Raw genomic sequence first — 25250 nt, 5'->3', positions numbered from 1 at the left:
ACTACTGCCCAATATGGTGACATACGACTGCCTGTCGTACGTAGTTGGGCGTCGATAAGGTTGTTCTCAGGTGTTATCAGGAACAATGGGCGGGTGCAGGAAACCACACGTACCCGCGTCCTCCTCCTCGGCAGCACCGGTTCGATCGGTACCCAAGCGCTGGAGGTCATCGCCGCCAACCCCGATCGTTTCGAAGTAGTGGGACTCGCGGCGGGTGGCAACAATGTCGAGTTGTTGGCCGAACAGATTCGCGCAACAGGCGTCACCGACGTCGCCGTTGCCGATCCTGCGGCGGCATCGGCGCTGGAATCGGTCACCGCCCGTTCGGGACCGAGCGCCGTGACGGAACTGGTTCGGGACAGTGGTGCCGACGTTGTCCTCAATGCGCTCGTCGGTTCGTTGGGACTCGAGCCGACTCTGGCTGCTTTGAACTCGGGGGCGCGTCTGGCGCTGGCGAACAAGGAATCCCTTGTGGCGGGCGGAGCGCTGGTGACCAAGGCTGCCGCGCCGGGTCAGATCGTGCCGGTCGACTCCGAGCATTCCGCGCTGGCTCAGTGTCTGCGTGGCGGATCGGCCGAAGAGGTGGCTCGCTTGGTCCTCACCGCTTCGGGTGGGCCATTCCGCGGCTGGAGTGCCGAGGATCTCGAAAGTGTGAACCCGGCACAGGCAAAAGCGCACCCCACCTGGTCGATGGGACCCATGAACACTCTCAACTCGGCAACCCTGGTCAACAAGGGCCTCGAGTTGATCGAGACGAACTTGCTGTTCGGGATCGACTACGACCGGATCGACGTCACCGTGCATCCTCAGTCGATCGTGCATTCCATGGTGACCTTCTTCGACGGATCGACGCTGGCACAGGCAAGCCCGCCGGACATGAAGCTGCCGATCGCGCTCGCTCTCGGCTGGCCGGACCGTATCGAAGGCGCGGCGTCGGCATGCGACTTCACCACCGCCTCCACCTGGGAATTCGAGCCGCTCGATTCGTCTGTGTTCCCCGCCGTCGATCTGGCGCGAAGGGCGGGCAAATCCGGAGGTTGCTTCACCGCGATCTACAACGCGGCCAACGAAGTGGCAGCCCAGGCATTCCTCGACGGTGTCATTTCCTTCCCGGCAATCGTCCGCACGGTGGCCGCTGTTCTCGACGATGCAGGTCAATGGTCCGCGGAACCGGTTACCGTGGACGACGTTCTGGCCGCAGACGGCTGGGCACGCACACGAGCGCGTCAGCTCGTGAAGCAGGAGGGCTAGAGCTTTCATGGTTTTTGCACTGGGCGTAGTGCTGTTTGCCCTCGGCATCGGCGTGTCCATCGCCCTGCACGAAGCCGGCCACATGTGGACGGCCAAGGCTTTGGGAATGAAGGTTCGCCGCTACTACATCGGCTTCGGACCGAAGATCTTCTCGTTCCGTCGAGGTGAGACCGAGTACGGACTCAAGGCGCTGCCGCTCGGTGGATTCTGCGACATCGCCGGCATGACGGCCCTCGACGAGATGACGCCCGAAGAAGAGCCGCACGCGATGTACAAGAAGGCGGCGTGGAAGCGCGTCGTCGTCATGTCCGGTGGTATCGCGATGAACTTCATTCTCGGATTCCTCCTGATCTACGCGTTGCTCCTCGGTTGGGGTCGAACTGAGCCCGCTCAGCCAGTGGTCCAAGAGGTCACGTGTGTAGCCCCCGATCAGCTGGGCCAGGACGGCAACTTCGAGCTGACAGAGTGCTCGGGTGGAGGCCCCGCCGGAGATGCGGGCCTGAAATCGGGGGATCGGATCACCGCAGTCGATGGAAAGTCGACGAGCACCTTCCCCGAGGTGGCAGCTGCTATTCGAGGTGTGGATGGCCCGATCGTGTTGTCGGTTGATCGCGACGGAGAGGCGTTGTCGATCACGGTCGTCCCCGAACGAGTCCAGCGATATGTGAACTCGGCCAGTGGCGTTCCCGTGAAGCAGGAAGTATCCGCTGTCGGAATCGGTGGTCCGGGCTCGGCGTTGGTCGAGTACAACGCGCTCACTGCTGTTCCGGCAGCCTTCGACTACACCGGACAGATCATGGTCGACTCGGTGAAGGCGCTGGCTGACATTCCGTCGAAGGTGGGGGCTCTGTGGGAGTCGGTCACCGGCGGTGAGCGGGCTCAGGACACACCGATCAGCGTGGTCGGTGCCAGCGTGATCGGCGGCGAGGCCGCTGATCGAGCCGAGTGGCCGATGTTCGTCGGATTGCTCGCATCGATCAACTTCTTCCTCGGTGTTTTCAACATCCTGCCGCTGTTGCCGCTCGACGGCGGGCACATCGCGGTCGTCTTCTACGAGAAGATCCGCGATTGGTTCCGCGCACGCCGCGGCCTGATTCCGGGCGGCCCGGTCGACTACACGAGACTCCTTCCGATTACTTACGTATTCATCGTGATCGGTGGCGCGTTCATGTTGCTGACACTCACGGCTGACATCGTCAATCCGATCAAGATCTTCTGACCGTGTGAGAAGGGCGACGGTTGCCGCGCGGTAGTGCGGCGATCGCCCGGCTAAACTTGCAGTGAAGCTATGAAAGAAGGCACAGACGTGACCATCCCTATCGGACTGGGAATGCCCTCGGCACCCGCAGCGATTCTTGCTCCTCGACGCAAGACACGGCAGCTGCAGGTCGGCACGGTAGGTGTGGGCAGCGATTTCCCCATCTCGGTGCAGTCCATGTGCACCACGAAGACGCATGACGTCAACGCAACGCTCCAGCAGATCGCCGAACTGACCGCGTCCGGTTGCGACATCGTCCGTGTCGCCTGCCCGCGTCAGGAAGACGCGGACGCGTTGTCGATCATTGCCAAGAAGAGCCAGATCCCGGTTATCGCGGATATCCACTTCCAGCCGCGCTACATTTTCGCGGCAATCGAGGCGGGATGCGCTGCGGTGCGCGTCAATCCGGGCAACATCAAGGAATTCGACGGCCGCGTCAAAGAGGTAGCCAAGGCTGCCGGTGACGCGGGCATTCCGATCCGCATCGGCGTCAATGCGGGATCGCTCGATCCTCGGTTGATGGAGAAGTACGGCAAGGCGACGCCCGAAGCGTTGGTCGAGTCCGCGCTGTGGGAAGCCGGGCTGTTCGAAGAGCATGGCTTCGGTGACATCAAGATCTCCGTCAAGCACAACGATCCGGTGATCATGGTCGAGGCTTACCGCCAACTCGCTGCCAAGTGCGATTACCCGTTGCACCTCGGCGTCACCGAGGCGGGCCCTGCGTTTCAGGGCACGATCAAGTCCGCGGTCGCCTTCGGTGCGCTGCTCGCGGAGGGTATCGGCGACACCATCCGCGTTTCGCTCTCTGCCCCGCCGGCCGAGGAAATCAAGGTCGGTAACCAGATTCTGCAGTCGCTGAACCTGCGTCCGCGCAAGCTCGAGATCGTGTCGTGCCCCTCGTGTGGCCGTGCACAGGTCGACGTCTACACACTGGCCGACGAGGTCTCTGCCGGCCTCGAGGGTATGGAGATTCCGCTTCGCGTGGCGGTCATGGGCTGCGTCGTGAACGGGCCGGGTGAAGCGCGTGAGGCGGACCTCGGAGTGGCGTCCGGCAACGGAAAGGGCCAGATCTTCGTCAAGGGCAAGGTCATCAAGACGGTGCCCGAGGCTCAGATCGTCGAGACGCTGATCGAAGAGGCCATGAAAATTGCCGAAAGCATGGAGGGTGACGCTTCGGAGGGTGCACCGGTCGTCACCGTGAGTTGAGTGATTGCCGGATGAATCTTCCCCGTCGGTGTCAGGTTCGTGGCAATCTGAGTGCATCATGATCGGGTAGTGATATTCGTGGACGCGCAGTCGAGTCGAGGGGGTTGACGGATGCTCAAACTCCTCGGAGCCAAGCAGGTCGGAAGTCGAGATCTCGAAGACGTCCGGGCGGTACTCGACGCCGATCCGGTGGCGGCTTGCATGATTGCCGCGCGCGTCGAAGAATGCGGCGTCGATCCGCGAATGATTCACGGCGAGCTGTGGAGTCGAGGCGGGCCGTTGTCTTCCCTGTGCTTTGCCGGGGCGAATTTGGTTCCGCTGCGGGGCGAGCCGGATGACATTCGGGCATTCGCTGACCGTGCTTGCCGGATTCCGCGTATGTGCTCGTCGGTAGTCGGACGCGCCGAGTTGGCGTTGCCGCTATGGGAGATGCTCGAGCTCGATTGGGGAACTGCGCGGGAGGTCCGCCCCGAACAACCTTTGCTCGCGGTATCCGAGCCGTTGGCGTGCCCGTCCGATCCGCTGGTTCGGCAGGTTCGCTCGGACGAACTCGAGATCTACCTTCCTGCCGCGATCGCAATGTTCATCGAAGAGGTCGGCGTCGATCCACGTGCCAACGACGGTGGGCGCGGGTACCGACATCGTGTCGCAAGTCTGATCGCCGCCGGGCGAGCGTGGGCGCATATCGATGACGGTCAGGTCGTGTTCAAGGCCGAGGTCGGTTCGATGTCTGCGCGCTGTGGCCAGATTCAGGGTGTGTGGGTCAATCCCGAGTTTCGGGGACAAGGCTTCGGCGTGACCGGTACAGCGGCTGTAGCGGAGTCGATCATGGCGACCGGTCGCATTGCGAGCCTGTACGTCAACAGCTTCAATACGATTGCGCGATCGACCTATTCGCGCGTGGGGTTCCGGCAGGTCGCGACCTTTTCGACGGTGCTGCTCGACTGAGCGTCCAAGTTGCAGGCAATGGTCGCGCCTACGCTGGGTGGAGCATTTGTCGCCCTACTATGGGGCTCGATGAACACTCGGCATTTCTCTCGTAGTCGCTCGGCCCAACTGTTGGCCTCCTGCACCGTGATTTTCATGGCGGTGGGGATCAGTTCGTGTACTCCGAAACCCGCCGGCCCCGAGCCCGTCGCGCAGCAGTTTTTGAGTGCGTTCGGTGACAGGGACATCGACGAGGCAGCGAAACTGACGGACCGGCCTGATTCCGCGGGTCCTGTATTGAGTGACACCTGGGATGCGCTCCAGGCGGAGTCGATGACTGCCGAGACCACCTCGGTGAAGATGAACGGTGATACCGCGACGGTCGGCTACACCTACGAGTGGCACCTTCCGAAAGACCGCGTCTGGACGTACGACGGCGAGCTTCAGATGGGACGCAAGGACGGCGACTGGTCCGTCCGGTGGAGTTCGACGGACGTTCATCCGCGCCTCGGTGACAAGCAGACGATGTCGTTGCGGGCAACTGCGGCGCCGCGAGCGCGAGTCAACGAACATTCGGGGACCGATGTCCTGGTGCCGGGAATCGTCTACCGAGTGAAGTTCGATCGCTCCAAGAGCAACGACATCATCGGTTCCGCAAACAGTCTCGCAAGTGTTCTCGGGCGGTTCGATTCGTCGCTGACGGGTCAGTCGATCGCCGAATCCTCGACGGCCGTCAAGGGCGACTATCTGGTGACCCGGCTGCGCAGTGACGCCTACGACCAGGTTTCGGCGCAACTGGGAGCCATCTCGGGAGTATCTGTCTCGGACGAATCGGATCTCGTCTCGACGGACCCGGAGTTCGCGCCTGACCTACTCGGGCAGATCAAGAAGACGATCATCGACGAGGTTGACGGTAAAGCCGGCTGGAGTGTCGTCACGGTCAACCAGAACGGCGTCGACACCGACGTGCTGACCGAGACTGCGCCGCAACCTGTTCCGTCGTTCAGTATCAGTCTGGACCGTAACATCCAGATCGCTGCGCAGCGCGCGGTGAACGTGAACAAGGACCAGGCGATGATGGTGGTCATCGAACCGTCGAGTGGGGCCATTCTGGCCGTTGCACAGAACAAGGCGGCGGACCGTGACGGACCGGTCGCGACGATGGGTCAGTACCCACCGGGTTCGACGTTCAAGATCATCACGGCGGGTGCGGCGATTTCGACCGGTCAGGCGACCCCCGACACGATGGTGCCGTGCCCGGGCCGGATCGAGATCGGTGAGCGCAGCGTTCCCAACTACAACGAGTTCTCACTCGGCACGGTGCCGATGGCAACGGCCTTCGCACGTTCGTGCAATACGTCCTTCGCCAAGCTGGCCAGCGAGATGCAACCGGACACGTTGACCACTGCCGCAGCGCAGTTCGGTATCGGCCAGGACTACAACGTGGTGGGATTGCCGATCGATTCGGGTTCGGTGCCGCCGGCGTCGGATCTGGTCCAGCGCACCGAAGACGGGTTCGGTCAAGGCAAGGTCGTGGTCAGTCCGTTCGGAATGGCGATGGCAGCTGCGACGGTCGCGAACGGGTCGACTCCGGTGCCGCAACTGATTTCGGGGCGCGAAACCACCATCGACGGCGAGCGCCCGGCGATCACGCCCGCCATGGTCGACGGTCTGCGCGGAATGATGCGACTCGTGGTCACCAGCGGTACTGCCGAACGCGTCGAAGATCAGGGTGAGGTGTACGGCAAGACCGGTGAAGCCGAGGTCGAAGGGGGATCGCATGCGTGGTTCGTCGGCTATCGAGGCAACCTGGCCTTCGCGACTCTGGTTGTGCGGGGCGGAAGTTCGGACAACGCCGTCGCAGTCACCCGCGACATGCTCACCGCCTTGCCGGATGGCTACTGACTCGTCAGGGGAGCAGTCCCAACCTGCGGGCGGTCACCACAGCTTCGTGGCGTGAGCTCGCGTCCAGCTTGCCCATCGCGCTACGCAGGTAGCTCTTCACGGTCTCCGGGCGGAGGGAAAGCCTTTGGCCGGCTTCGATGTTGGTGCAGCCGAGTGCGACTTGCGAGAGAACATCCACTTCACGTGGGGTGAGCGTGACGTCGGATTCGGCGTCGACGGTAGGCCGCAGCAGGTTGGCCAAACGCTGGGAGAGTCCGCGGAGTTTGGTCTGTAAGTCGGTGTCTGTGACGGTCTGGGCGACACTGCGTAGTTCGGCGTGGACTCCGCGGATCTCTTCCGAAGACATACCGTCGGCGGTGGTCGCGGCGGCGGCCTGCAGTAGTTGCAGGCGACGGTCGACTTCGTCGCGGATGGCGAACTCCATCCCGAGGCGCCGGGATGCGTTGACCATGACGTCTGCTGTGCGGTCACCCAACGGTGCGGAATCACGGATCGCGGCGTAGAGGACAGCGCGCGATTTGCCGGACACCATGACCGGAACGGCGATGATCGAATGCAGGCCCTCGCTGAGAACAGGCCGGTCGAAGTGATGAGTGATGGACTGCGAATTGCCGTAATCGTTGACGGTGATCGGTGAACCCTGGGCGACGACGCGTCCGCCCATGCCCGAGCGCGGCGGGATGGCCAAGCCCTTGAGGTTGTTGGTGCGGGTGCCGACGAATTCGCTCAGGTGCAGGGTTCCGTCCTGGACCTCGCCTCCGAACAGCACGGGAACAACGCCCTGAGCTGCAATTGTTCGGAGTTCACCTCGCATAGCGTCCCCGTCGCGGGGACGCAGAAGTGACGAAGCATGTCGGTTCACGCAGGTACCCCTTTCTGGGGGTAGTGAAGTTCTCTTGTGAGCTAGATCATAGGGGGTGAACAGTACGTATGACGAGCCGCCAACGTAACCGGTCGGGCCAACCATACGACGATCGATAAGGAGCAAGTTGATGAGCACCGATCCCACCGCACGGGTGCGCGAGCTGCTGGACCAGTACGACACCCCGCATGCCAGCGCCGCAGAATTGCTCTGCGATCGGCATCCCGCGGATGGCGTTGCATTCACCGTCGTCGAGGCAGACCTTAGCTCGGTGGACCTCACTTACGGTCATCTACGTGAGCAGTCGGCGCGTTTCGCGGCAGCTCTGGCCGACCTCGGAGTCGAGCCGGGTGACAACGTCGCGACGTTGATGGGCAAGTCTGCGGACCTCGTGGTCGCGCTCCTCGGAATCTGGCGCCGCGGCGCGGTCCACGTGCCGTTGTTCACGGCGTTCGCTTCGCCGGCCATCGCCTTCCGCTTGACGGCCAGCGGCGCGAAGGTGGTCATTTCCGACGCCAATCAGCTCGACAAGCTCGCGCCGGGTGAGGACATTCCCGCCGACGCAGCGTGGCAGGTCGTCGTCGCGGGCGGTGCGGCCGGTGACGAGTTGGACTTCGACGCACTTGTCGCGGCTCAGGATGCCGAAAACCCGAAGGGCGCTGCTCAGGCAGTCGGCGGCAACGCACCGATGGTGCAGTTGTTCACCAGTGGCACCACGGGAACACCCAAGGGCGTTCCCGTTCCGGTGCGCGCGCTCGCGTCGTTCCATGCCTACCAGGAGTTCGGCCTCGACGTCCGCGACGACGACGTGTTCTGGAACGCCGCAGACCCGGGCTGGGCGTACGGGCTGTACTACGCCTTGCTCGGCCCGCTTGCCGCCGGCACGCGAAGCATTCTGCTGCATGCCGGCTTCTCCGCGCCTCTGACGTGGCAGATCATCGAGAAGTTCGGTGTCACCAATTTTGCCGCCGCTCCGACCGTGTACCGCAGTCTGCGCGCCGACAAGGCACCCGTTCCGGAAGGCATCTCGCTGCGCCGTGCGTCCTCGGCCGGTGAGCCCCTGACCCCGGATGTTGTTGCGTGGTCCAAGAACTCGTTGGGCGTCGAAGTCCGTGATCACTACGGCCAGACCGAGCACGGCATGTTCATCGTCAACGCCTGGGCCGACGGTCTCCGCGAAGACGTACGCCCGGGATCGATGGGTCGTCCGTTGCCGGGTTGGTCTGCCGCTGTGCTGGAAGACAATTCGGATGACATCGCGCCGGCTCGCACTCAGGGACGCGTTGCGATCGATACTCACAACAGCCCGTTGATGTGGTTTACCGGGTATGTCGATGCGCCGGAGAAGACGAAGCAGCGATTCAGCGAAGACGGTCGCTGGTACATCACCGGTGATGCCGGGATGACGGACGAGGACGGATTCTTCTTCTTCTCCTCGCGCGACGACGACGTCATCATCATGGCGGGCTACCGCATCGGCCCCTTCGACGTCGAGAGCGTGCTGGTCATGCACGAACACGTCATCGAGGCCGCCGTCGTGGGTATGCCCGACGAGTTGCGCGGCGAGGTCCTCGAGGCGTTCGTCGTTCTCCGCGAAGGCGTCGACGGCGACGACGAACTCGAGAAGGAACTGCAAACCCTGGTGAAGAAGAAGTTCGCCGCGCACGCGTACCCGCGCACCGTGCATTTCGTTCCGAACCTGCCCAAGACCCCGAGCGGCAAGGTTCAGCGGTACATCTTGCGGAAGGGATAAACCCCCTGCTGTGCGCCTTTATTAACCCCCGGCGGTTAATAAAGGCGCACAGCAAGGTCAGCGCCGCCGGATTCTGCCGACCACCATGAGGGCGACCAGGGTGACTGCAAGCAGCAGCGTCGTATTTGCTGCCGCGAGAAATACCTGGCCGCGGTCGGTGAGTCCGAAGATGCTGACCGGCAGAGTCTTCCAGGTCGCCGGATAGACCATCACGGTAGCGCCCAGCTCGCCCATCGACAGTGCGATGGAAAGCCCGGCGGCCGCACCCAACGCTGGGAGCAGCAGCGGTAGCGTCACCCGCGTCAGGACCCGCACGGGCCCGGCGCCGAGTGATTCGGCAGCTTGACGGTAGGCGGGATCGAGCCGTTCGAGCGCGGCCGATACGGAACTGAAGGCGAAGGCAAGCACCAAAACCGTGTGAGCGAGAATCACGATCCACTTGGTGCCGCCGAGCAGCAGCGGGCGCTCGTTGAAGGTGATCAGCAGCCCCAATCCGATCGCCACCGAGGGAACTGCAATCGGCAGGTGGAACACGGCGTCGGTGATGCGCCGCAGCCACATCGGCGCCTCACGAGCAGCCAGCGCGGCCCAGGTTCCGACGATCAGAGCAAGCGCGCCCGAGATGAACGCAGTCTGCAAGCTGACGGTCAGGCTGGCGAAGTTCTCGTCGGACAGCGCCGTGGAGAAGTTCTTTCCACCGAGATTCGACGGAAGTGGCCCGGTCCACGATCCGGCCAAGGCAGCCGCGACGACGGTGGCGATCGGCGCGACGAAGACAACCGCGACGACGAGGGCGAAGAATCCGAGTACGAGAGCCCTAGAGCTTCGGGTCCACAGCAGCACGGCTGCCTCCCATCAATCTGTTGAACGTGAATCGGTAGAGGCAGTACAAGCCGAGCGAGAGTGCGACTTGAACCGTCGCGATCACTGCCGCTCCCGGCAAGTCGAAGGTGACGATGCCACGGGTGTAGATGAGGACCGGAAGGGTCACGACGTCTTTTGCTCCGGTGAAGAGCACGATGCCGAATTCGTTGAGCGTCATCAGAAGGACGAGTGAACCACCGGCCAGCAGGGCGGGCCACGCTTCCGGCATCACCACCTGTCGCAGAACTCGGACAGGAGACGCGCCGAGACTGGCCGCAACGTCGAGCTGTTCACGCGGAATCTGGGTGAACGCGGCCAGTAGCGGTCGGACGACAAACGGCGTGAAGAAGGTGATCTCGGCCGCGATGACTCCGAACGGCGTGTTGAGGAAATTGAACGGACCGCTCGCGTCGCCGGTGATGCGGATGATCAACGCGTTGACGGCGCCGGCAGTGCCGTAGAGAAAGGTGAACGCCAGCGTGATCAGGAACGACGGCAGGGCGAGCACTGTGTCGATCAATCGGCCAACCACCTTGGATCCGGCAAACGGAACGAAGGCAAGCACCAAGGCGAGGAAGGTGCCCAGCACCAGGCAGCCCAGCGTCGACGCCACGGCGATCTGGATGGTCCGCCAGAGTGCGGTTCGGAACAGTTCCGAACCGAGCACGGAGGACCACGTGGACAACCCGGTGCCGCTCTCGGTGCTCAGCGATTCCGTGAGGACACGCGCGGTGGGATAGACAGCAAACACGAGGACAAGAAGCAGTGGCGGTAGCGCCCACCCGATCCGGCGCCACGGGATCGGGTCTTTGTGCTGGGGCACAGCAGTTTCGGGGCGTTCCACGGTGGTCGTCATTGGTGGCGATCCGCGGGAACCAGAACGCTGCCGTCCGTGGGCAAGACGACGCCCACTTCTGTGTCGACCGGTCGCTCGTCGTGCCCTGGAACATCTGCGTCGACGCGGACGTCGTCGAGACCATGGACAGCCAGTGTCAGACGCGTCGTGGAACCGCGCCAGACGCTCGAGACGATATGTGCCGGGAATGATCCTCGCGCGCCGACGCCGGTTACGCCCACCGCGTGTGGACGAACACACAGGTAGGCGTCCATCTCGGACTCCCATTCGATGTGCCCGATCTCGGGCTGCGGGGCGTGAGCAGTGAACGGCGTGCCACCGATCGAGACCAGTGCGGAGGTGCCGATGACGCGTGTGACGGTGCAGGGCAGCAGGTTGGCACCCCCGAGGAAGGCCGCGGTGAAGCTGGACGGTGGACGCTTCCACAAGGCCTCGGCGGTGTCGATGTCCGCGAGTCTGGCGTTGCGCATCACTGCGATTCGGTCTGCGAGCGCCAGAGCTTCACTCTGATCGTGCGTCACATAGAGCATGGCGGTGTCAGGTAGTGCTGCGCGCAGTCTCGCCAGTTCGCCGAGCATGCTCTCGCGAAGTTGAGCATCCAGGGCGGCCAACGGTTCGTCGAGGAGGAGTACTCCTGGGCGAATCGCCAATGCTCGGGCAATGGCGATTCGCTGCTGTTGACCGCCGGAAAGTTCGCGGGGAAGGCGCTTTCCGTACGCCGACATCCCGACCATGTCGAGGGCTTCGGCTACGCGAGGGCCGATCTCCGACCGCGGCACGCGATGGGCTCGGAGTCCGAAGGCTACGTTTTCGGAAACTCGCATGTGCGGGAAGAGGGCGTACGACTGAACGACGACGCCGATACCGCGCTGTGCGGGAGGCAGATTGGTGATGTCTCGGGTGCCGAGCTTGACGGAACCGGACGTGGGGCGGACAAATCCCGCGAGGGCCTTCAGCGCGGTCGACTTCCCGGATCCACTGGGCCCCAGCAGTGCCACAGTTTCACCCGGTGCCACTCGCAGATTGAAATCGACGAGGGCATGGGTTGCGGTCTTTCCACGGCCGTAGGCGACGTTGACGCGATCGAAAGTGATTGCCGGAGCGGAATGTTCGATCGCTCCGTGAACACCGACGGTCTCGGGGAGCGTCCGCCCCAGTCTGGTTCTTGCCATGATCAGCTCCCGGTGGCTTTCTGGTAAGCGGCGATGTCGGCGTCGAGCGAGCTGAGGACGTCGTTCCAGTTCGGGGTCCAGACGTTGACGCCCTGCAGAACTCCGGAAGGCGTGTTCTTGTCGCTGGATTCACCGGCGTTGCTTCGGACGTCCTCGCGGACCGATACGCCGAGTGCATCGGTGGCGACGGTCTTCTGGGACTCTTCGGAGAGCAGGAACTCCATCAACTTCTTGGCTTGTTCGCTGCTGGGTGCGCTCTTGGCGAGGCCCATCACGTAGGGCAGTGCGATGGTGGTGCGAGTGCCGTCGGCTCCAGCGGGGAAGAAGATGTCGAACTTCGATCCGTCGTCGGCGATGGACGCGAGGTTCATCTGGACGTCACCGTTGGCGACCAGCAGCTCGCCGTTGCTGACCTTGGGCTGGAGCTTTCCGGTGGAGGACGAGGGTCCGACGTTGTTGGCCTGGAGCTTTCCGAGGTAGTCGAGGGCGCCTTCCTTGCCCATCAGATGCTGGAGCAGCAACAACACCGCGGTACCGTCGCCGGCCTGCCCGGGCGTGGAGTACTGCAACTTGCCCTTGAACTGATCGGTGAGCAGGTCGTCCCAAGATTGTGGGGCGGGTGATGCAGTTGGATTGGCGATGAACGAGAGGTAATTCTCGACGACGGGTACGTACTTGCCGGCGTCGTCCTTCTCGTCGGCAGGAACGGCGGAGGTGTCGATTCCGCTGGGCGCGAGCAGACCTTGAGCGTCGGCCTTCTGGATGAACGGCGGCAGCGTGATGATCACGTCTGCCTGTGGGTTGGACTGCTCCTTCTCGACGCGGGAGACAACCTCGCCGGATCCAGCTTCGACCAGGTTGACGGCGATACCGGTCTGCGCGGTGAAGGCGTCGAATCTTCCCTTGTACCAACCGGACAGGCCGTCGGCGCTGTAGACGGTGACGGTCTCGGTATCTGATCCGGCGGCAGTGCCGGTGCCACCGCAGGCGGTGGTGAACGAAAGGACGGACACGGCGAGAGCGGCCGCAGCGATGCTCGGGCGTAGACGCATGACGATTCCTTTTTCGGAGGTGAGATCAGGAGTGGGTGAGGAGTTCGGCGAACTCCGTCACGGACGGGACGATGTGGGTGGCACCGGCTTCGCGAAGTTGCCGTTCGTCGTGAGCGCCGGTCAGAGTGCCGGCAACGATCGATGCGCCGGAGCGAATGCCGCTGAGCACGTCGTTGGACGTGTCGCCGAGTACGGCGATCTGGTGGACGTCGTCGATCGAAAGTTTGAGCAGGGCAGTCAGAACCAGGTCCGGGTACGGTCGACCGCGACCGGCCTCGGCGGGGGAGAGGGTGAGATCGGCGAGGGATTCCCAGCCGAGCGCGACGAGGAGTTTGTCCTGCGTCGATCGGCTGAACCCGGTGGTCAAGGCAACTTTGATGCCGCCCTCGCGCAAAGTGGTGATGGCTTTCTCGGCGCCGGGGATCGGCTCGGCCAGGCCCTGGTCGATGAGGGAATCGTAAGTGGTTTCGAAGGCGGCGTTCGCGGCTTGGGCGCGGGATTCGTCCCCGAAGATCGCCCGGAACACGACGATCTTCGACTGGCCCATCGTGTCGAGGACGTATCGGCGAGCGGCGTCGGCTTCGGTGCCTTGGGCAGGCAGTCCGCCGGCTTCGGCAGCGGCGGCGAACGCGCGAAGCACCAGTCCGTCGTCGGCGACGGTGGTGCCGGCCATGTCGAGAACGGCAAGGGTGATGGGAGACATGAGAAGTCTTTCTTGTCGGAAGGATTCAGAGACCGAGCTGGTCGGCGGTGTGTTCCGCCAGGGCCGGGCCGAGCGTCATGCCGCGGCCACCGGGACCGGCAACCACCCAGACGTTGTCGGCGGCTTGTGCGCGGTGAACAAGTTGTGAGTGGTCGAGGCACTGGCTGTAGACGCCCGCCCATCGCTTGACGATGGGCGGAAGATCGCGTCCCAGAAGTGTTTCCACGACTCCGGACAGATGGCGATAGGGCGCCTCGTCGACGTCGAAGTCGAAGGGCTCCTCGTATTCGTGGGTGTCGCCGATGGTCAGGCCGCCGTGCAAGCGCTGCACGCACAGGAGCTGCATGCGGTGCTCCTCGGCCGTCGGTTCCTGCGGCTGCACCGTGCGAAGGTGATCGAGGGCAGATCCGGCGAAACCGGGGTAGTAGCGGAAGCTGTCACCGTCCGCGATTGCGGTGGTGAGCTTTTCGCCGAGTGGGGCTGTCTGCATCATCTGCAGGCGCACACGTCGCAACGGGAGATCGCCGGCGAGATCGCGGGCCAATCCGCCGAGTGTTGCTCCGGGGCAGACGATCACGAGATCGGCCTCGAAGTTGCGACCGTGATCGTCACGGATGTGTACGCCGGAGGTGTTCGTCGTGATCTCGCGGGCTTCCGTTCCGGCGTGGAAGGTGTAACGGCCGGTGGATTCGAGGTAAGAACGGATGGCGGGGAGCGCTTGCCGCGACTCGACAGCGGCGTCCAGGGTGCAGTGCAGTCCGCCGAGAAACTTGCCCCGGAGTGCGGGGTTGACGACGCGAACGGCGTCGGGATCGAGAAGTGCGAACCCTCGGTTGTCGGCGTCCGGCCGAGCGAATGCTTCCTGCGCGACCGCGACCTCCTCCTCGGTGCGCATGAGGGTGATGGAGCCGGCCGGGCGGTATCCGACGCCGGGGACACGGGCGGCTAGGTTCGCCCACAGCTCGCGCGAACGCAGCGCGGCTTCCAGTTCGTTGGGAGCTCGCCCGGATACCCAGACCAATCCGAAGTTCCGTACCGTTGCACCGCGGGCTTCGGGCTCGCGTTCGAGATGGATGACATCGTGTCCCCGGCGGATTGCCTCGTCGGCGTGCGTCGTTCCGAGGATTCCTCCGCCCACAATCAAAATTCGCATGTAGAGATAGTGACGTTTGGTCTAGACCAATAGGGGGAATCGAGACGAACTCCAGGTTAACAATTGGTATAGACCGAATTCTTGTACGCTTGCGCCATGAATCAGCAGACGTCCACCGGGCCGGGGACCTCGAGCGTCGTGATCGAACCCGAGTTGAAGTACTACCGGGTGCGCACCGAGATCGAGACCATTCTCAGCGGGCTCGACGAGGGTGATTCCGTCCCGTCGGAGCGGGAACTGGCGGCGCGGTTCACCGTCGCTCGCGAGACGGTCCGTCAAGCGCTTCGTGATCTTCTCGTCGAAGGACGGATCGAGCGGCGGGGTCGGGGCACCGTCGTAGCGAGTCCGAAGTTGGTTCAGCCGCTGTCGATTCGTTCCTATACCGAAGGCGCTCTGAGTGCTGGGCGAGTGCCCAGTCGTAAGGTTGTGACCTTCGAACGAATGTCAGCCGACGACGGTCTCGCGACGGAGTTGGGTATCGAGTTGGGCGACAGCGTGGTTCATCTCGAGCGTGTCCTCTTCGCCGACGGCGAGAAGATCGGGCTCGAATCAACCTTCCTGCCGGACAGCAGGTTCGGTGAGATGCTCGACGCCTTCGACGCGACGACGTCCCTGTACGCGGCCATCCGCTCCATCGGCGTGGTCTTCGCCTCTGCTACCGAACGGATCGAGACGGTGCTCGCGTCACCGCGCGAGGCAACACTCGTCGAGTCCACCACCTCGATGCCGATGCTTCTGTTGCACCGGACGTCCGTCGATCCGGAGGGTGTGCCGATCGAGCGCGTTCGTTCGCTCTACCGTGGTGACCGTATTGCCTTCTTGACGACTCTTCGCGAGTAGGGGGCGTTGAGGGGGTCTGCTGTTACCCGGAACGACAGGCACTCCCAGGGTCGTGGAATCTGTTCTGTACTGGACTCCGTCAAACGAGAGGACAGTGAACATGGCTGACAAGAAGGTCTGGTTCGTTACCGGCGCAGGCCGGGGCATGGGAGTCGACATTGCGCAGGCGGCTCTTGCTGCCGGGCATGCGGTGGTGGCAACGGGGCGTGATGCGGACCGTGTTTCTGCAGCGATCGGTGAGCATGACGACCTGTTGATGTTTGCCTTGGACATCACCGACGAACAAGCCGCATATGCTGCGGTGGACACGGCAGTTGCACGATTCGGAGGAATCGATGTGCTGGTGAACAACGCCGGAAACTTCTACGCCGGGTTCTTCGAGGTTGTCAGTCCGGCACAACTTCGCGCTCAGATGGAGACCAACTTTTTCGGGCCGATCAATGTGACACGGGCGGTGCTGCCGGAGATGCGTAGGCAACGGAGGGGGCATGTCGTGACTGTCAGTTCGCTTGCGGGCCTGGTTGGTCAGGAGTTTTGCGCAGCCTACGCCGCGTCGAAATTTGCGCTGGAAGGCTGGATGGAATCATTGCGATTCGACGTCGAACCGTACGGAATCGGGACGACGATCGTGGAGCCGGGATTCTTCCGGACCGAGCTGCTTGTCGAGGGTGCGTCGTCGATCTGGCCGGAATTGTCGATAGACGACTACGACGCTCGGACTGGAGAGACCGTCGAAGCGTGGAAGAGTATGAACGGTGCCCAGGGTGGGGATCCGGTGAAACTTGCCGCGGCACTTGTGGCACTTGTCGATTCGCCGTTACCCCCACGTCGTTGGGTCGCCGGCGCCGATGCAGTGTCCGTGGTCGAACAGAAAGCCCGCCAACTGCTGGAGCAAGTCGAAGCCCACCGTGGTTTGTCTTCGTCGCTTGCCCACGAGGACGTGACGACCTGATCCGAATTCGTCAGGTCAGGGGTGTGAGGTGAACATGTCCAGGAGCCCCTGGGGTGCGTTCTCGCCGAAGCACATGTCCAGTCCATCAGCCGACTGTTGTGCAGACGCGGCGCTGCGCGGGAACAGTCGCTCTTCGTAGGCAGCAAGTCCTTCTTCCGTGCCGCTGTGTGACGCGATCGCCTCGCCGAGTTCGGCGCCGTCGAGTATTGCCAGGTTCGCGCCTTCTCCGGCAAACGGCGACATGACGTGCGCTGCGTCCCCGAGCAATGTGACGCCTGGAGTACGGCTCCAACTGTGCCCGATGGGAAGGGCATGGATGGGGCGAGGAGTCAGCGTGCTGTCCGCTTCGGCGATCAGTGAACGCAGCGACTCGTCCCAGTCCGAGAAGTGTTCCAGCAGAATATTCTTCGCGATGTGATCGTCGGAGAAGTCGACACTCGCCGTCCAGTTCTCGGGAACTCGCAGGGCGGCATAGATGTGCAGACTGTTGTCGGTCTCACGGTGGGCAAGGAAGCCTTTGTCGGCGCTGAGCGCGAACATCATTCCGCCACCGATTGTTTCGGCGGCATTCGCGTGTTGGTTGTCGGCGTCGTGAAGGTCGAACTCAACGAAAGATATTCCGGTATAGGCAGGAGTGGCGTTCGAAACCAGTGGGCGAATTTTCGACCACGCGCCGTCGGCGCCGATCAGGAGATCGGTGGTGAAGTGGGTGCCATCGGCGAGGTGGACTTCGTGTCGACCGTCCGGCAACGGATGTGCACTGCGGACCTTGGCTCCCCAGTGGATTGTTTCTTGTGGAAGTGAGTTGAGCAGTAGGTCACGCAGCTGGCCTCGGTCGATTTCCGGGCGGTCACCGTCTCCGGTGTCCTGCTCGCTCAGGTGCACGACGGCATTTCGATCGAGGACGCGTGTCTCTTCACCGCCTTGATGAACGAGGGCGCGGAACTCGTCGTACAGGCCGGCGGCACGAAGCGCGATCTGGCCCGAGTCTTCGTGGATGTCGAGCATGCCGCCTTGGGTCCGCGCTGTTGGTCCGGATTCGAGATCGAATACCGCCGAATCGATTCCGTGGAGATGGAGGACTCGGGCGAGGGTGAGGCCGCCGAGGCCGGCACCGATGATTGCGATGGGATAGTGATTCATGGTGGATTCCTAAGAAGTGAGTGGGGTGTTCTCGATGCCCGTGATGAGCGTGCGAAATCCCCAGGACAGACGTGCGGTGGGTTCACCGGCGAGTAGTGCTGTTGCATGGCCTGAGACGAGGGGGTGCGTCTGCGGGTTTGCGTTCCGGATTGCGTCGGTCAACGCGCTCCATTGGGCATCCGAGTCGGCGGAATTGTTCGGCGCCGAGTGTTCGGCAGCCGTGGACGTCGCATACTGCAGCAGCAAGTCCACGCCCCACGCTGCTTGACCCGAAGGGACTTCGCCTTCGTCGAGTAATGCCAGCAGGCGCTCGAGCAGGCGTACGTAGTGAACTCCGCTGGGCCGGGAAACGAGTGCCGACTGGGCGAGACCGGGATGATCGAACAGCACGGCCGTGTAGGAGGTCAAGACCTGTTCGAGGCGGGTTTGCCAAGTGCCGGAAGAATTTTCGGCGAGATCCACGGCTCCGAGTAGTTCGTCGAGAACCGCGGCATGCAGCTCGACAGTATTGCGCACGTACACGTACAGCGACGCCGGGCCGGTGTCGAGTTCGAGGGCGAGTCGACGCATCGTCAACTTCTGCAACCCCTCCGACCGCAAGATTTGCACCGCGGTACCGACGATGCCCTCGCGTGTCAGAGCGGGTTTGGCCGGACGATTGCGACGGCTCGACGGACCTGTTGGCTGAGTGGGCATGACTCCACCGTACACGAACATGTTCGTAACGAACATGTTCGCTGGGTCACGCACTGAACATCCAGCGCTATACAGAGCTGTATCGAGCGTGGCGGGCTACATGCCCGTGCCGCCGGAAAGCATCGCGATCGTCAGTAGGATGCCGCCGACGATCCCCGCGAGCGGGCTGTCGCTGTTGAGTAGCCAGTCGTTCAAGGATCCCATGAGCGCCTCTTTCGGGTTTCGATCTGTCGACGGTCGAGCTTATCGACAGATCGAGCCCGATATATCACTTTCGTTCGAATTGTGGATCGGACCTGAGGTGATCAGCCGTAGACGTTGTCGGGGCTGATCAGCTTGGTGATCGGCACCATCAACGCGCTGGTCAGATCAGTCTCGCCGTCGATGTCGGTGTTGATGAAGACGACCAGGGTGGTGTCCTTCTCGGGCAAGTAGACCGAGACTGTCTTGTAGCCGGGCAGGCTTCCGTTGTGACCGATCCAGCCACCGCTGTTGAACAATCCGAGTCCGTAGCCGGAGCTGTCGTCCCCTTCGCTCAAGTTCACGGTTTGCAGGCGCTGCTTCTGAGTGTCGTCGGTGAGGAGATCGCCCTTGGCCAGCGCCGGAACCCAGATGCGCATGTCGTCCAACGACGAGATCATTGCACCCGCGGCGCCGCCCCACGACGGATTCCAATCCGTCGCCGCGGTCACGGATTCGTCGAGCGTTTGGTTGGTGTACCCCTGTGCGTGTGGTGTCGGGAACGCGTTGGTCATGGGAAAGCTGGTGTGCTCCATCCCGAGTGGTGTCGCGATCTTGGTGTCGATGACGTCCGACAGTCTTGAGCCGGAGACCTTTTCGATCACCATTCCCAGCAGAACAGTGTTGGTGTTCGAGTAGTTGACGGTGGTCCCTGGTCGAAGTTGGAGTGGGAGGTCCTTGACGTATCCGACGAGTTCCTCTGGTGTGAAAGCTCGACGAGGATCCGAAAGATATTCCATCACAAACTGTTCAGATGTCGTGTAGTCCACGAGGCCGCTGCGCATCCCTGCCAGGTGACGCAAGCTGATCGCATCACCTTCCATGACGCCGTCGACGTACTGGGAAATCGGATCATCGAGACCGATCTTTCCCTCGTCGACCAATTGCAGCAGGGCGGTCACGGTAAATGTCTTGGTGACGCTACCGATTCGGTGGTAGAAGTCGGTTTCCATCGGTGCTTTCGTTGCAGTATCGGCGACGCCCGCAACCTTCACATAGTTGCCGTCGGGTCCCCAAATGCCCACCATCGCACCGGGAATCCCGGTCGAATTCACCGCCGCGTCGATGATCGAGTCGAGCTGGCCGGTGATGGCAGAGTCCATGACCTTGTCAGAGGTGGATGTGGGATTGTCTGCGGATTTGTCCGTGCTGCAGCTGATTACAGCTCCGGCAACCATGGCGCTGCACAGGCCGACAAGCATGATGCGTCTTGCTCCGGTTTTCATGAGTCGAACTCTGCCTGTCCGAGGGCGCTCACACATCGACCCCGGGTACGGCAGACGCAGTCCCCAGGTACCTCCTCAACCGGTACCGAGGGACTACGGAACCCTGGCCTCAACCCTTGACAGGGGTCAGAGCCCGCCGTCGAAGAACGCCGCCAGCGCCGGTGCCGGGTCTGCCGCGGTGCCCATATTTGCCACGCAGACAACGATCAATCCCAGCGTGAACAGTGCAGTGAGAATGCCTATCGACCCCGACACGAATCTCGTCCGCCTGTCGGATCGTGCCGTTCTCGCGAAGCGTGCCCACACGACCACGGCCACGGCCAGTGATATTGCTGCCGCGATCAGCGCGATCACCGCCATGGCCAAGTGATACCGCGCGAAGTCGCTGATCATCAGTTCGAGGGCCGGACTTTGCTGATTTCCGGTGCCCGTCGACTGAGCGAGCTGTTGTCGGACCTGCCCGACAGTGTCGCCAAGTGCCCCATCCGTCTGGGCCACGGGCAACATCGAGATCAGCGAAGAGAAGGGCGCAACGACACCTTGGACGTTTGCCATTACGAGTACCGACGAGAACAGTGCGAGGAGTGTGACCAGTCCACCGGCCGAGACGAATGCGAGTTTCTTTCCAGCCGTCAGAGGGCCGGCGTTCACGAACGACATCCAGAGCGCGCGGCCGAGTGAGAGCAGGACGGTCAACAGGATTACCGCAATCACTGCCTTGGCCATGTGGTACCGCTGCCAGTAGTCGACAGCGGACTGCAAACCGGGCGTGAAGCTCTCAACGCCCGAGTTCCAATACTCGACGAAATTTGCTCGGACCGTCTCGACGAGCGCCCCCTGGTTTGCATAGCCCTCGCCGGGACGTGTTGTCAGCATGGCCGGGGCGAGAACGAAGGCTGCGGAGAAGACGGCGGCGGCAGCGATCAGCGCGGCGATCTTGCGGCCGGAAGACAGTATCGGCCGAGATGGCCCCGACGCGGTATGCAGCGGGATTCCTCCAGCGTGATGCGCGGTCATCTGGTCACCGTCCACAAAGTCATGTCACCGAGTGTAGAAATCCGCGCTACGGACTTCATCGTTCGAGAGGATGATATTTCCGGCGGTGGCGTCCGCCCGCGGACGCCGCCGGCGTCGACATCCCCCTCAGCACTCGACGACATTGACGGCGAGCCCGCCTTCACTGGTTTCCTTGTAGCGCACGGACATGTCGTTTCCGGTTTGTCGCATGGTCTCGATGACGGTATCGAGGCTCACCACATGCGTCCCGTCACCCAGGTATGCGAGCTGCGCTGCGGTGACTGCAGTCGAGGCGGCTACGGCATTTCGCTCGATGCAGGGGATTTGGACCAGGCCACCAACCGGATCGCAGGTCAGCCCCAGATGGTGTTCCATGGCAATCTCAGCTGCATTCTCGATTTGTCGTGGCGATCCACCCATGACTGCGCACAGACCTGCCGCCGCCATCGCACAAGCGGCTCCGACCTCGCCTTGACACCCGGCTTCCGCACCCGAGATCGAGGCATTCGCCTTGATGATCGACCCGATTGCGGCCGCGGTGAGTAGAAACGTTCGAACGTCATGCGCGCCGGCGCCCGTCGCACGTAGGTGGTGGTAGAGCACCGCCGGCACGATGCCTGCCGCACCGTTCGTCGGAGCCGTTACCACGCGGCCACCTGCTGCATTTTCTTCGTTGACCGCCATGGCGTAGACCGTCAGCCACTCGCGTGAGGATGGTGCGCAGTTACGTTGTTCCAGTTGAATGTTCGCAGACCGCGCGCGTCGGCGAACTCCGAGACGCCCGGGCAATACACCTTCGGTCTGGGTGCCGCGCTCGATGCAGGCGCGCATCGCGGACCAGATCGCGTCGATGCCGGTGAATGCCCGATCCTGGCCGTGTATCGCGATTTCGTCCGACAAGGCCAGTTCGGCGATAGTTCCGGAGCCGCATTCCGCCAGTAGCTCTTTCGCGGTTCGGTAGCGTGAGTTGATCGAATGCGCGTTTGCTTGCGTCTCCGTTCCGGCGCGCAGTACGAATCCGCCACCGATCGACAGATATGTACGTGTACAGACGATTTCGCGACCGCTGAAGGCGGTCAGGGTCATCGAGTTGGGGTGGCCGTGACGGCGAACCAGCGGCTCGAACACCATGTCCTCGTGCTCGAACACTACGTGTTCGAGCGAGCCACCGACGAGCGTCATCGATCCGCCGTCCGACAGCTCGGCCCATCGGCCGTGAACGTCGGTCGGCTCGCACGTTTCAGGCTCCAACCCACGAAGTCCCGCAATCACCGCGTCGGGAGTGCAGTGACCTATACCGGTGGCGGCGAGTGACCCGTGCAGATTGCAGCGAATCCGGTCGACCGACGCGGTCAAGTCGGCAGCGGCGAGCTCGCCGCCGAAAGCGTGGGCAGCGCGCATCGGACCGACCGTGTGTGAACTGGAGGGTCCGATGCCGATGGAGAAGAATTCGAGAGCGGAAACATAGACTCCGGTGGTGCTCATTCGGCGCTCGTGACGGTGGTCGCTCCTGACTCGCGCTGGGCCGCAAGCGTCAAGAGGGTGGAGCGCGAGTCCCCGCTAGCGGCTCGGATCACAGTGCGCGCCATTGCGATTGCTCCGTGCAGAACGGCTTCGTCACCCGCCGCGGAGCGGGCATCAGCGGCAAACTCGATAGTGTGAGGAACTCCGGTGACGCCGCGCAACGCGATCATCGGGTGGATCGAGGGCACCGCCTTCGACACGTTGCCCATGTCAGTCGAGCCGCCGGTCAGGGGAGTTCGGGCGGCCGCGGTGCGGCCCAGGCTCGCGATCTCCTCGTCCCAGATGGTCGCCAGCACGCGATGTTGTACCAGCTCCTCGTACCGAGGTTCGGCGCGTTCGGTCGACCAGGAGCAGTCGCTGGCCACAGCAGCGCCCTCGAAGCATGCGAGCATGCGACGCTTGGCGTCCAACAGCACGTCGAGTTCTGCGGCCCGAACTTCCGCTCGAACCAATGTCGAGGCCGGAATGATGTTTGTCGCTTCGCCGCCGTGCTCGACGTAGGCGTTCAGTCTGACGTCGGACGGAAGTTGTTGACGGAGAAGTCCGATGGCAACCAAGGCGATCGTGGCGGCGTCACCTGCGTTGATTCCCTTGTGTGGCGCAGCGGCCGCGTGCGCGGCTCGTCCGGAGTAGGTCACGTCGAACCGATCGACTGCCTGCGTTCCGGTGACGGTGCAACTGACGTCTTCACCTGCAGCGCCGTGGACCATGATCGACATCGCCGCGCCCTCCCATGCGCCGCGTTCGAGGAGTAGGACTTTCCCGCCGCCGTGTTCCTCGGCCGGCGTACCGAGGAGGACGACGGTCAGGCCGTGCTCCTCCGCGACCTCACCGAGTGCGACGGCTGCGCCGAGTCCGGCGGCGGCGATGACGTTGTGTCCACACGCATGACCGATGTCGGGGAGGGCGTCGTATTCGGCGCAGACGACGACGCGGAAGGGGCCGGAGCCTCGCACCGCTTCGAATGCCGTCTCGAGGCCGTAGGCGGCGCGAGTAACCGTGAAGCCCGCTTCCTGCGCGGCGTCAGCCAAGAGCGCCGACGCACGATGCTCTTCGAATGCCAACTCTGGGTGAGCATGGATCGTGTGGCTGACGTCGATGAGGCGAGATGACCACTTCTCGATCGTGCTCGAAACCGAGTCCGTGGGGGCGAGGGTGTCAGCGATGGACATGGATATTGCTTCCTTTCAAGATCTTTTGTTTCCAGCGTCTTTCGGTGCAGTCCTAATGCCAGAGGCCGAGCGCGAACTCCGCGACGACCACGGAAAGCAGGTACGAGGCGAGGATCGCGACGATTCCGACCGGGACGATCTTCCAGCCGATCGTCTTGAGCAAGGGAAGGTCCTTGCCGAGGCTGAGACCTGCGACAGTCAAGGTGAGGGTGCAGATCGAGAGAAAGTCGACGGTACCGACGGTGGTCGAGACGAAGTCACCGATGGGGGACCACGGCGTGGTCGCCAAGGCGCCGACGGTGATGATGGCGATCATCGCCGCGATCTTGCCGCGGGTCAGGCGGGCCACGCCGACGCCCAGGAGCAACAATCCGGTGAGGATCAGGTATCCGACGATGATCGATCGAGTTACGCCACCCGCTGCGATCGAGGAGACGATGACCCCACCGACGAACAGAATCGGAACGATAGTGGTCAGCGGCACGGTGACGCTCGGCGCGACCGCTCGTGGGGCAGTGTCAGCTTTCCGTTCGGTGGTCGTCTTCGAGCGCTTGGTGAGTGCGCCGTAGATTCGATCAGCAAGGGGGAGTGCGACATACATGCCGACATACACGCCGAGGAGGCCGGTGATGATGTTGGATGTGGCCGCCACGGCGAGTACCTGGTCGGCCATCTCGGGGTGCGCCGAAACGACGCTCGCGGCAGCGGCAGCCATCATCGAGCCGGATCCGACCCCAGCACCCATCGCCAACGCGAGGGGGTCGAAGATGTTGAAGGACGTAGCCAGCGACGCAATCAGGCTGATCAGCACGGCACCGAACAGAGTGCCGAAAACGTACATCGACAGGACTCCGCGGTACTGGTCGGAATCGGGGCCGTAGCGTTCACTGACCATCGCGAAGGAGCCCTCGCGGTCGATGGAGAAGGTTGCTCCGACGGTCGCCGGTCCCATCCGAAGGAGTACCGCCAGTGGGAGTGCGAGAGCGATAGTGCCGAACAAGTGCCCCAGTTCCTGCAGTAGCAGGGCAGGGCCCGCCTCGAACAACAGTTGGATGTTCGGGCCGATGGTGAAAGACAGTCTTGCGCAGAGCAAGAGAACAGCCAGCCCCATGATTGCCGAGGCTGCGGCCTGAAGATCGAGGCCGAGAGGTTTCCACTTCTGGCTCGAGACGACACCGCCGGCAATCAGTCCCCACACCATGGGCAGGATCGTGATGGCGGCAGCGCCGACGGGAATCACTGCGGGGCCGATCAGTTGGGCGCCTGCTGCAAGCCCGAGGAGCAGAATCACCACGATCCACAGGCGTGGCGACCTCATGGCGAAAACGACCTTGTGCGTCGCGGTCTGATCGCTGACCGGAGAATCGTCATGCGAGACAGGGAATGCTTCGGTCATGTCGGTGTCTTTCTCGAGGGGGCGAACGAACGCAAGATGTAGCGTTCTCGAGGCTCAGGATTTGGTGGACTATTGATGAGAT

The 25250-nt window shown here is 62.9% G+C and carries 22 protein-coding genes; 8 read left to right on the top strand and 14 right to left on the bottom strand.

The window, feature by feature from the left end:
- The first annotated feature begins 93 nt into the window (after nucleotides 1-93).
- The 5 genes from dxr to G8767_RS06440 all read left to right on the top strand — a co-directional run bounded on the left by dxr (nucleotide 94) and on the right by G8767_RS06440 (nucleotide 6547).
- A complete protein-coding gene (gene dxr / locus G8767_RS06460; protein WP_166809658.1) occupies nucleotides 94-1251 on the top strand; it encodes a 1-deoxy-D-xylulose-5-phosphate reductoisomerase in 1158 nt (385 codons plus the stop codon).
- Nucleotides 1252-1258: 7 nt separating this feature from the next.
- Nucleotides 1259-2470 carry a M50 family metallopeptidase gene (locus G8767_RS06455; protein WP_166809657.1) on the top strand — a complete coding sequence of 404 codons (1212 nt, stop codon included), beginning with the start codon at nucleotides 1259-1261 and terminating at the stop codon, nucleotides 2468-2470.
- An 87-nt stretch (nucleotides 2471-2557) separates the two neighbouring features.
- Nucleotides 2558-3715 (top strand): flavodoxin-dependent (E)-4-hydroxy-3-methylbut-2-enyl-diphosphate synthase, encoded by a 1158-nt coding sequence (gene ispG, locus G8767_RS06450; protein ID WP_095970762.1) that lies wholly within the window; start codon nucleotides 2558-2560, stop codon nucleotides 3713-3715.
- 111 nt (nucleotides 3716-3826) lie between these two features.
- Complete coding sequence (locus G8767_RS06445; protein ID WP_095970716.1) at nucleotides 3827-4663, top strand: GNAT family N-acetyltransferase; 837 nt, start codon at nucleotides 3827-3829, stop codon at nucleotides 4661-4663.
- 69 nt (nucleotides 4664-4732) lie between these two features.
- Complete coding sequence (locus G8767_RS06440; protein WP_166809656.1) at nucleotides 4733-6547, top strand: penicillin-binding transpeptidase domain-containing protein; 1815 nt, start codon at nucleotides 4733-4735, stop codon at nucleotides 6545-6547.
- 4 nt (nucleotides 6548-6551) lie between these two features.
- Here G8767_RS06440 and G8767_RS06435 read toward each other — a convergent pair whose 3' ends face one another.
- On the bottom strand, nucleotides 6552-7361 hold the full coding sequence (locus tag G8767_RS06435) for a LuxR C-terminal-related transcriptional regulator (RefSeq protein ID WP_166809803.1): 810 nt from the start codon (nucleotides 7359-7361) through the stop codon (nucleotides 6552-6554).
- A gap of 178 nt (nucleotides 7362-7539) precedes the next feature.
- On the opposite strand from G8767_RS06435, the gene G8767_RS06430 reads away from it, so the two are divergent.
- Nucleotides 7540-9162 (top strand): AMP-binding protein, encoded by a 1623-nt coding sequence (locus tag G8767_RS06430; protein ID WP_124566293.1) that lies wholly within the window; start codon nucleotides 7540-7542, stop codon nucleotides 9160-9162.
- Between the two features lie 57 nt (nucleotides 9163-9219).
- On the opposite strand, the gene G8767_RS06425 is transcribed toward G8767_RS06430, so the two are convergent.
- Genes G8767_RS06425 through G8767_RS06400 form a run of 6 tightly spaced genes read right to left on the bottom strand, consistent with a single transcriptional unit; the run spans nucleotide 9220 to nucleotide 14962 of the window.
- Nucleotides 9220-10005: an ABC transporter permease subunit gene (locus tag G8767_RS06425; protein ID WP_166809655.1), complete on the bottom strand. Its 786-nt coding sequence runs from the start codon at nucleotides 10003-10005 to the stop codon at nucleotides 9220-9222.
- Nucleotides 9980-10882 carry a 2-aminoethylphosphonate ABC transporter permease subunit gene (locus tag G8767_RS06420; RefSeq protein WP_166809654.1) on the bottom strand — a complete coding sequence of 301 codons (903 nt, stop codon included), beginning with the start codon at nucleotides 10880-10882 and terminating at the stop codon, nucleotides 9980-9982. The genes G8767_RS06425 and G8767_RS06420 overlap by 26 nt, the downstream gene beginning before the upstream one ends.
- Nucleotides 10879-12054: an ABC transporter ATP-binding protein gene (locus G8767_RS06415; protein WP_166809653.1), complete on the bottom strand. Its 1176-nt coding sequence runs from the start codon at nucleotides 12052-12054 to the stop codon at nucleotides 10879-10881. Before G8767_RS06415 ends, G8767_RS06420 begins: the two co-directional genes overlap by 4 nt.
- A 2-nt stretch (nucleotides 12055-12056) precedes the next feature.
- Nucleotides 12057-13106 (bottom strand): 2-aminoethylphosphonate ABC transporter substrate-binding protein, encoded by a 1050-nt coding sequence (locus tag G8767_RS06410; RefSeq protein WP_166809652.1) that lies wholly within the window; start codon nucleotides 13104-13106, stop codon nucleotides 12057-12059.
- Nucleotides 13107-13131: 25 nt separating this feature from the next.
- A complete protein-coding gene (locus G8767_RS06405) occupies nucleotides 13132-13809 on the bottom strand; it encodes a phosphonatase-like hydrolase (protein ID WP_166809651.1) in 678 nt (225 codons plus the stop codon).
- A gap of 25 nt (nucleotides 13810-13834) precedes the next feature.
- Nucleotides 13835-14962 (bottom strand): TIGR03364 family FAD-dependent oxidoreductase, encoded by a 1128-nt coding sequence (locus G8767_RS06400; protein ID WP_166809650.1) that lies wholly within the window; start codon nucleotides 14960-14962, stop codon nucleotides 13835-13837.
- Nucleotides 14963-15058: 96 nt separating this feature from the next.
- Between G8767_RS06400 and G8767_RS06395 the strand changes: the two genes are divergently transcribed.
- Both G8767_RS06395 and G8767_RS06390 read left to right on the top strand, forming a co-directional pair.
- The gene (locus G8767_RS06395) at nucleotides 15059-15802 is read left to right on the top strand and encodes a GntR family transcriptional regulator (RefSeq protein WP_095970707.1); all 744 of its coding nucleotides are present in this window, start codon (nucleotides 15059-15061) and stop codon (nucleotides 15800-15802) included.
- A 100-nt stretch (nucleotides 15803-15902) separates the two neighbouring features.
- The gene (locus tag G8767_RS06390) at nucleotides 15903-16754 is read left to right on the top strand and encodes an SDR family oxidoreductase (RefSeq protein ID WP_166809649.1); all 852 of its coding nucleotides are present in this window, start codon (nucleotides 15903-15905) and stop codon (nucleotides 16752-16754) included.
- A gap of 15 nt (nucleotides 16755-16769) precedes the next feature.
- On the opposite strand, the gene G8767_RS06385 is transcribed toward G8767_RS06390, so the two are convergent.
- From G8767_RS06385 to G8767_RS06355, 7 genes are all read right to left on the bottom strand, one after another.
- Complete coding sequence (locus G8767_RS06385; protein WP_166809648.1) at nucleotides 16770-17897, bottom strand: NAD(P)/FAD-dependent oxidoreductase; 1128 nt, start codon at nucleotides 17895-17897, stop codon at nucleotides 16770-16772.
- Nucleotides 17898-17906: 9 nt separating this feature from the next.
- A complete protein-coding gene (locus G8767_RS06380; RefSeq protein WP_166809647.1) occupies nucleotides 17907-18593 on the bottom strand; it encodes a TetR/AcrR family transcriptional regulator C-terminal domain-containing protein in 687 nt (228 codons plus the stop codon).
- 305 nt (nucleotides 18594-18898) lie between these two features.
- Nucleotides 18899-20059, bottom strand: a complete 1161-nt coding sequence (locus G8767_RS06375) for a serine hydrolase domain-containing protein (protein ID WP_166809646.1) — start codon at nucleotides 20057-20059, stop codon at nucleotides 18899-18901.
- A 126-nt stretch (nucleotides 20060-20185) separates the two neighbouring features.
- The gene (locus tag G8767_RS06370) at nucleotides 20186-21076 is read right to left on the bottom strand and encodes a hypothetical protein (RefSeq protein WP_206028988.1); all 891 of its coding nucleotides are present in this window, start codon (nucleotides 21074-21076) and stop codon (nucleotides 20186-20188) included.
- A gap of 126 nt (nucleotides 21077-21202) precedes the next feature.
- Entirely contained in the window at nucleotides 21203-22561 is a 1359-nt protein-coding gene (locus tag G8767_RS06365; RefSeq protein ID WP_166809644.1) for an L-serine ammonia-lyase, read from the bottom strand.
- Entirely contained in the window at nucleotides 22558-23772 is a 1215-nt protein-coding gene (locus G8767_RS06360; RefSeq protein WP_166809643.1) for an amidohydrolase, read from the bottom strand. The genes G8767_RS06365 and G8767_RS06360 overlap by 4 nt, the downstream gene beginning before the upstream one ends.
- A 52-nt stretch (nucleotides 23773-23824) precedes the next feature.
- Nucleotides 23825-25168: a DUF3100 domain-containing protein gene (locus tag G8767_RS06355; protein WP_124566279.1), complete on the bottom strand. Its 1344-nt coding sequence runs from the start codon at nucleotides 25166-25168 to the stop codon at nucleotides 23825-23827.
- Nucleotides 25169-25250 lie beyond the last annotated feature (82 nt).

This window comes from Rhodococcus sp. IC4_135 (assembly GCF_011602025.1).
Taxonomy (GTDB): domain Bacteria; phylum Actinomycetota; class Actinomycetes; order Mycobacteriales; family Mycobacteriaceae; genus Rhodococcus_F; species Rhodococcus_F baikonurensis.
Note: the sequence above shows the minus strand (reverse complement) of the source record. Positions and strands in the feature narration are given on the sequence as shown.

What these genes read in the sequence shown, in the direction of transcription:
- G8767_RS06360 (WP_166809643.1), bottom strand. Translation starts at nt 23,772, where the DNA reads ATGTCCATCGCTGACACCCTCGCCCCCACGGACTCGGTTTCGAGCACG.
- G8767_RS06455 (WP_166809657.1), top strand. Translation starts at nt 1,259, where the DNA reads ATGGTTTTTGCACTGGGCGTAGTGCTGTTTGCCCTCGGCATCGGCGTG.
- G8767_RS06415 (WP_166809653.1), bottom strand. Translation starts at nt 12,054, where the DNA reads ATGGCAAGAACCAGACTGGGGCGGACGCTCCCCGAGACCGTCGGTGTT.
- G8767_RS06405 (WP_166809651.1), bottom strand. Translation starts at nt 13,809, where the DNA reads ATGTCTCCCATCACCCTTGCCGTTCTCGACATGGCCGGCACCACCGTC.
- G8767_RS06365 (WP_166809644.1), bottom strand. Translation starts at nt 22,561, where the DNA reads ATGAGCACCACCGGAGTCTATGTTTCCGCTCTCGAATTCTTCTCCATC.
- G8767_RS06380 (WP_166809647.1), bottom strand. Translation starts at nt 18,593, where the DNA reads ATGCCCACTCAGCCAACAGGTCCGTCGAGCCGTCGCAATCGTCCGGCC.
- G8767_RS06390 (WP_166809649.1), top strand. Translation starts at nt 15,903, where the DNA reads ATGGCTGACAAGAAGGTCTGGTTCGTTACCGGCGCAGGCCGGGGCATG.
- G8767_RS06420 (WP_166809654.1), bottom strand. Translation starts at nt 10,882, where the DNA reads ATGACGACCACCGTGGAACGCCCCGAAACTGCTGTGCCCCAGCACAAA.
- G8767_RS06385 (WP_166809648.1), bottom strand. Translation starts at nt 17,897, where the DNA reads ATGAATCACTATCCCATCGCAATCATCGGTGCCGGCCTCGGCGGCCTC.
- G8767_RS06435 (WP_166809803.1), bottom strand. Translation starts at nt 7,361, where the DNA reads ATGCGAGGTGAACTCCGAACAATTGCAGCTCAGGGCGTTGTTCCCGTG.
- G8767_RS06375 (WP_166809646.1), bottom strand. Translation starts at nt 20,059, where the DNA reads ATGAAAACCGGAGCAAGACGCATCATGCTTGTCGGCCTGTGCAGCGCC.
- G8767_RS06355 (WP_124566279.1), bottom strand. Translation starts at nt 25,168, where the DNA reads ATGACCGAAGCATTCCCTGTCTCGCATGACGATTCTCCGGTCAGCGAT.
- G8767_RS06440 (WP_166809656.1), top strand. Translation starts at nt 4,733, where the DNA reads ATGAACACTCGGCATTTCTCTCGTAGTCGCTCGGCCCAACTGTTGGCC.
- G8767_RS06430 (WP_124566293.1), top strand. Translation starts at nt 7,540, where the DNA reads ATGAGCACCGATCCCACCGCACGGGTGCGCGAGCTGCTGGACCAGTAC.
- G8767_RS06400 (WP_166809650.1), bottom strand. Translation starts at nt 14,962, where the DNA reads ATGCGAATTTTGATTGTGGGCGGAGGAATCCTCGGAACGACGCACGCC.
- G8767_RS06445 (WP_095970716.1), top strand. Translation starts at nt 3,827, where the DNA reads ATGCTCAAACTCCTCGGAGCCAAGCAGGTCGGAAGTCGAGATCTCGAA.
- G8767_RS06370 (WP_206028988.1), bottom strand. Translation starts at nt 21,076, where the DNA reads ATGACCGCGCATCACGCTGGAGGAATCCCGCTGCATACCGCGTCGGGG.
- G8767_RS06410 (WP_166809652.1), bottom strand. Translation starts at nt 13,106, where the DNA reads ATGCGTCTACGCCCGAGCATCGCTGCGGCCGCTCTCGCCGTGTCCGTC.
- G8767_RS06395 (WP_095970707.1), top strand. Translation starts at nt 15,059, where the DNA reads ATGAATCAGCAGACGTCCACCGGGCCGGGGACCTCGAGCGTCGTGATC.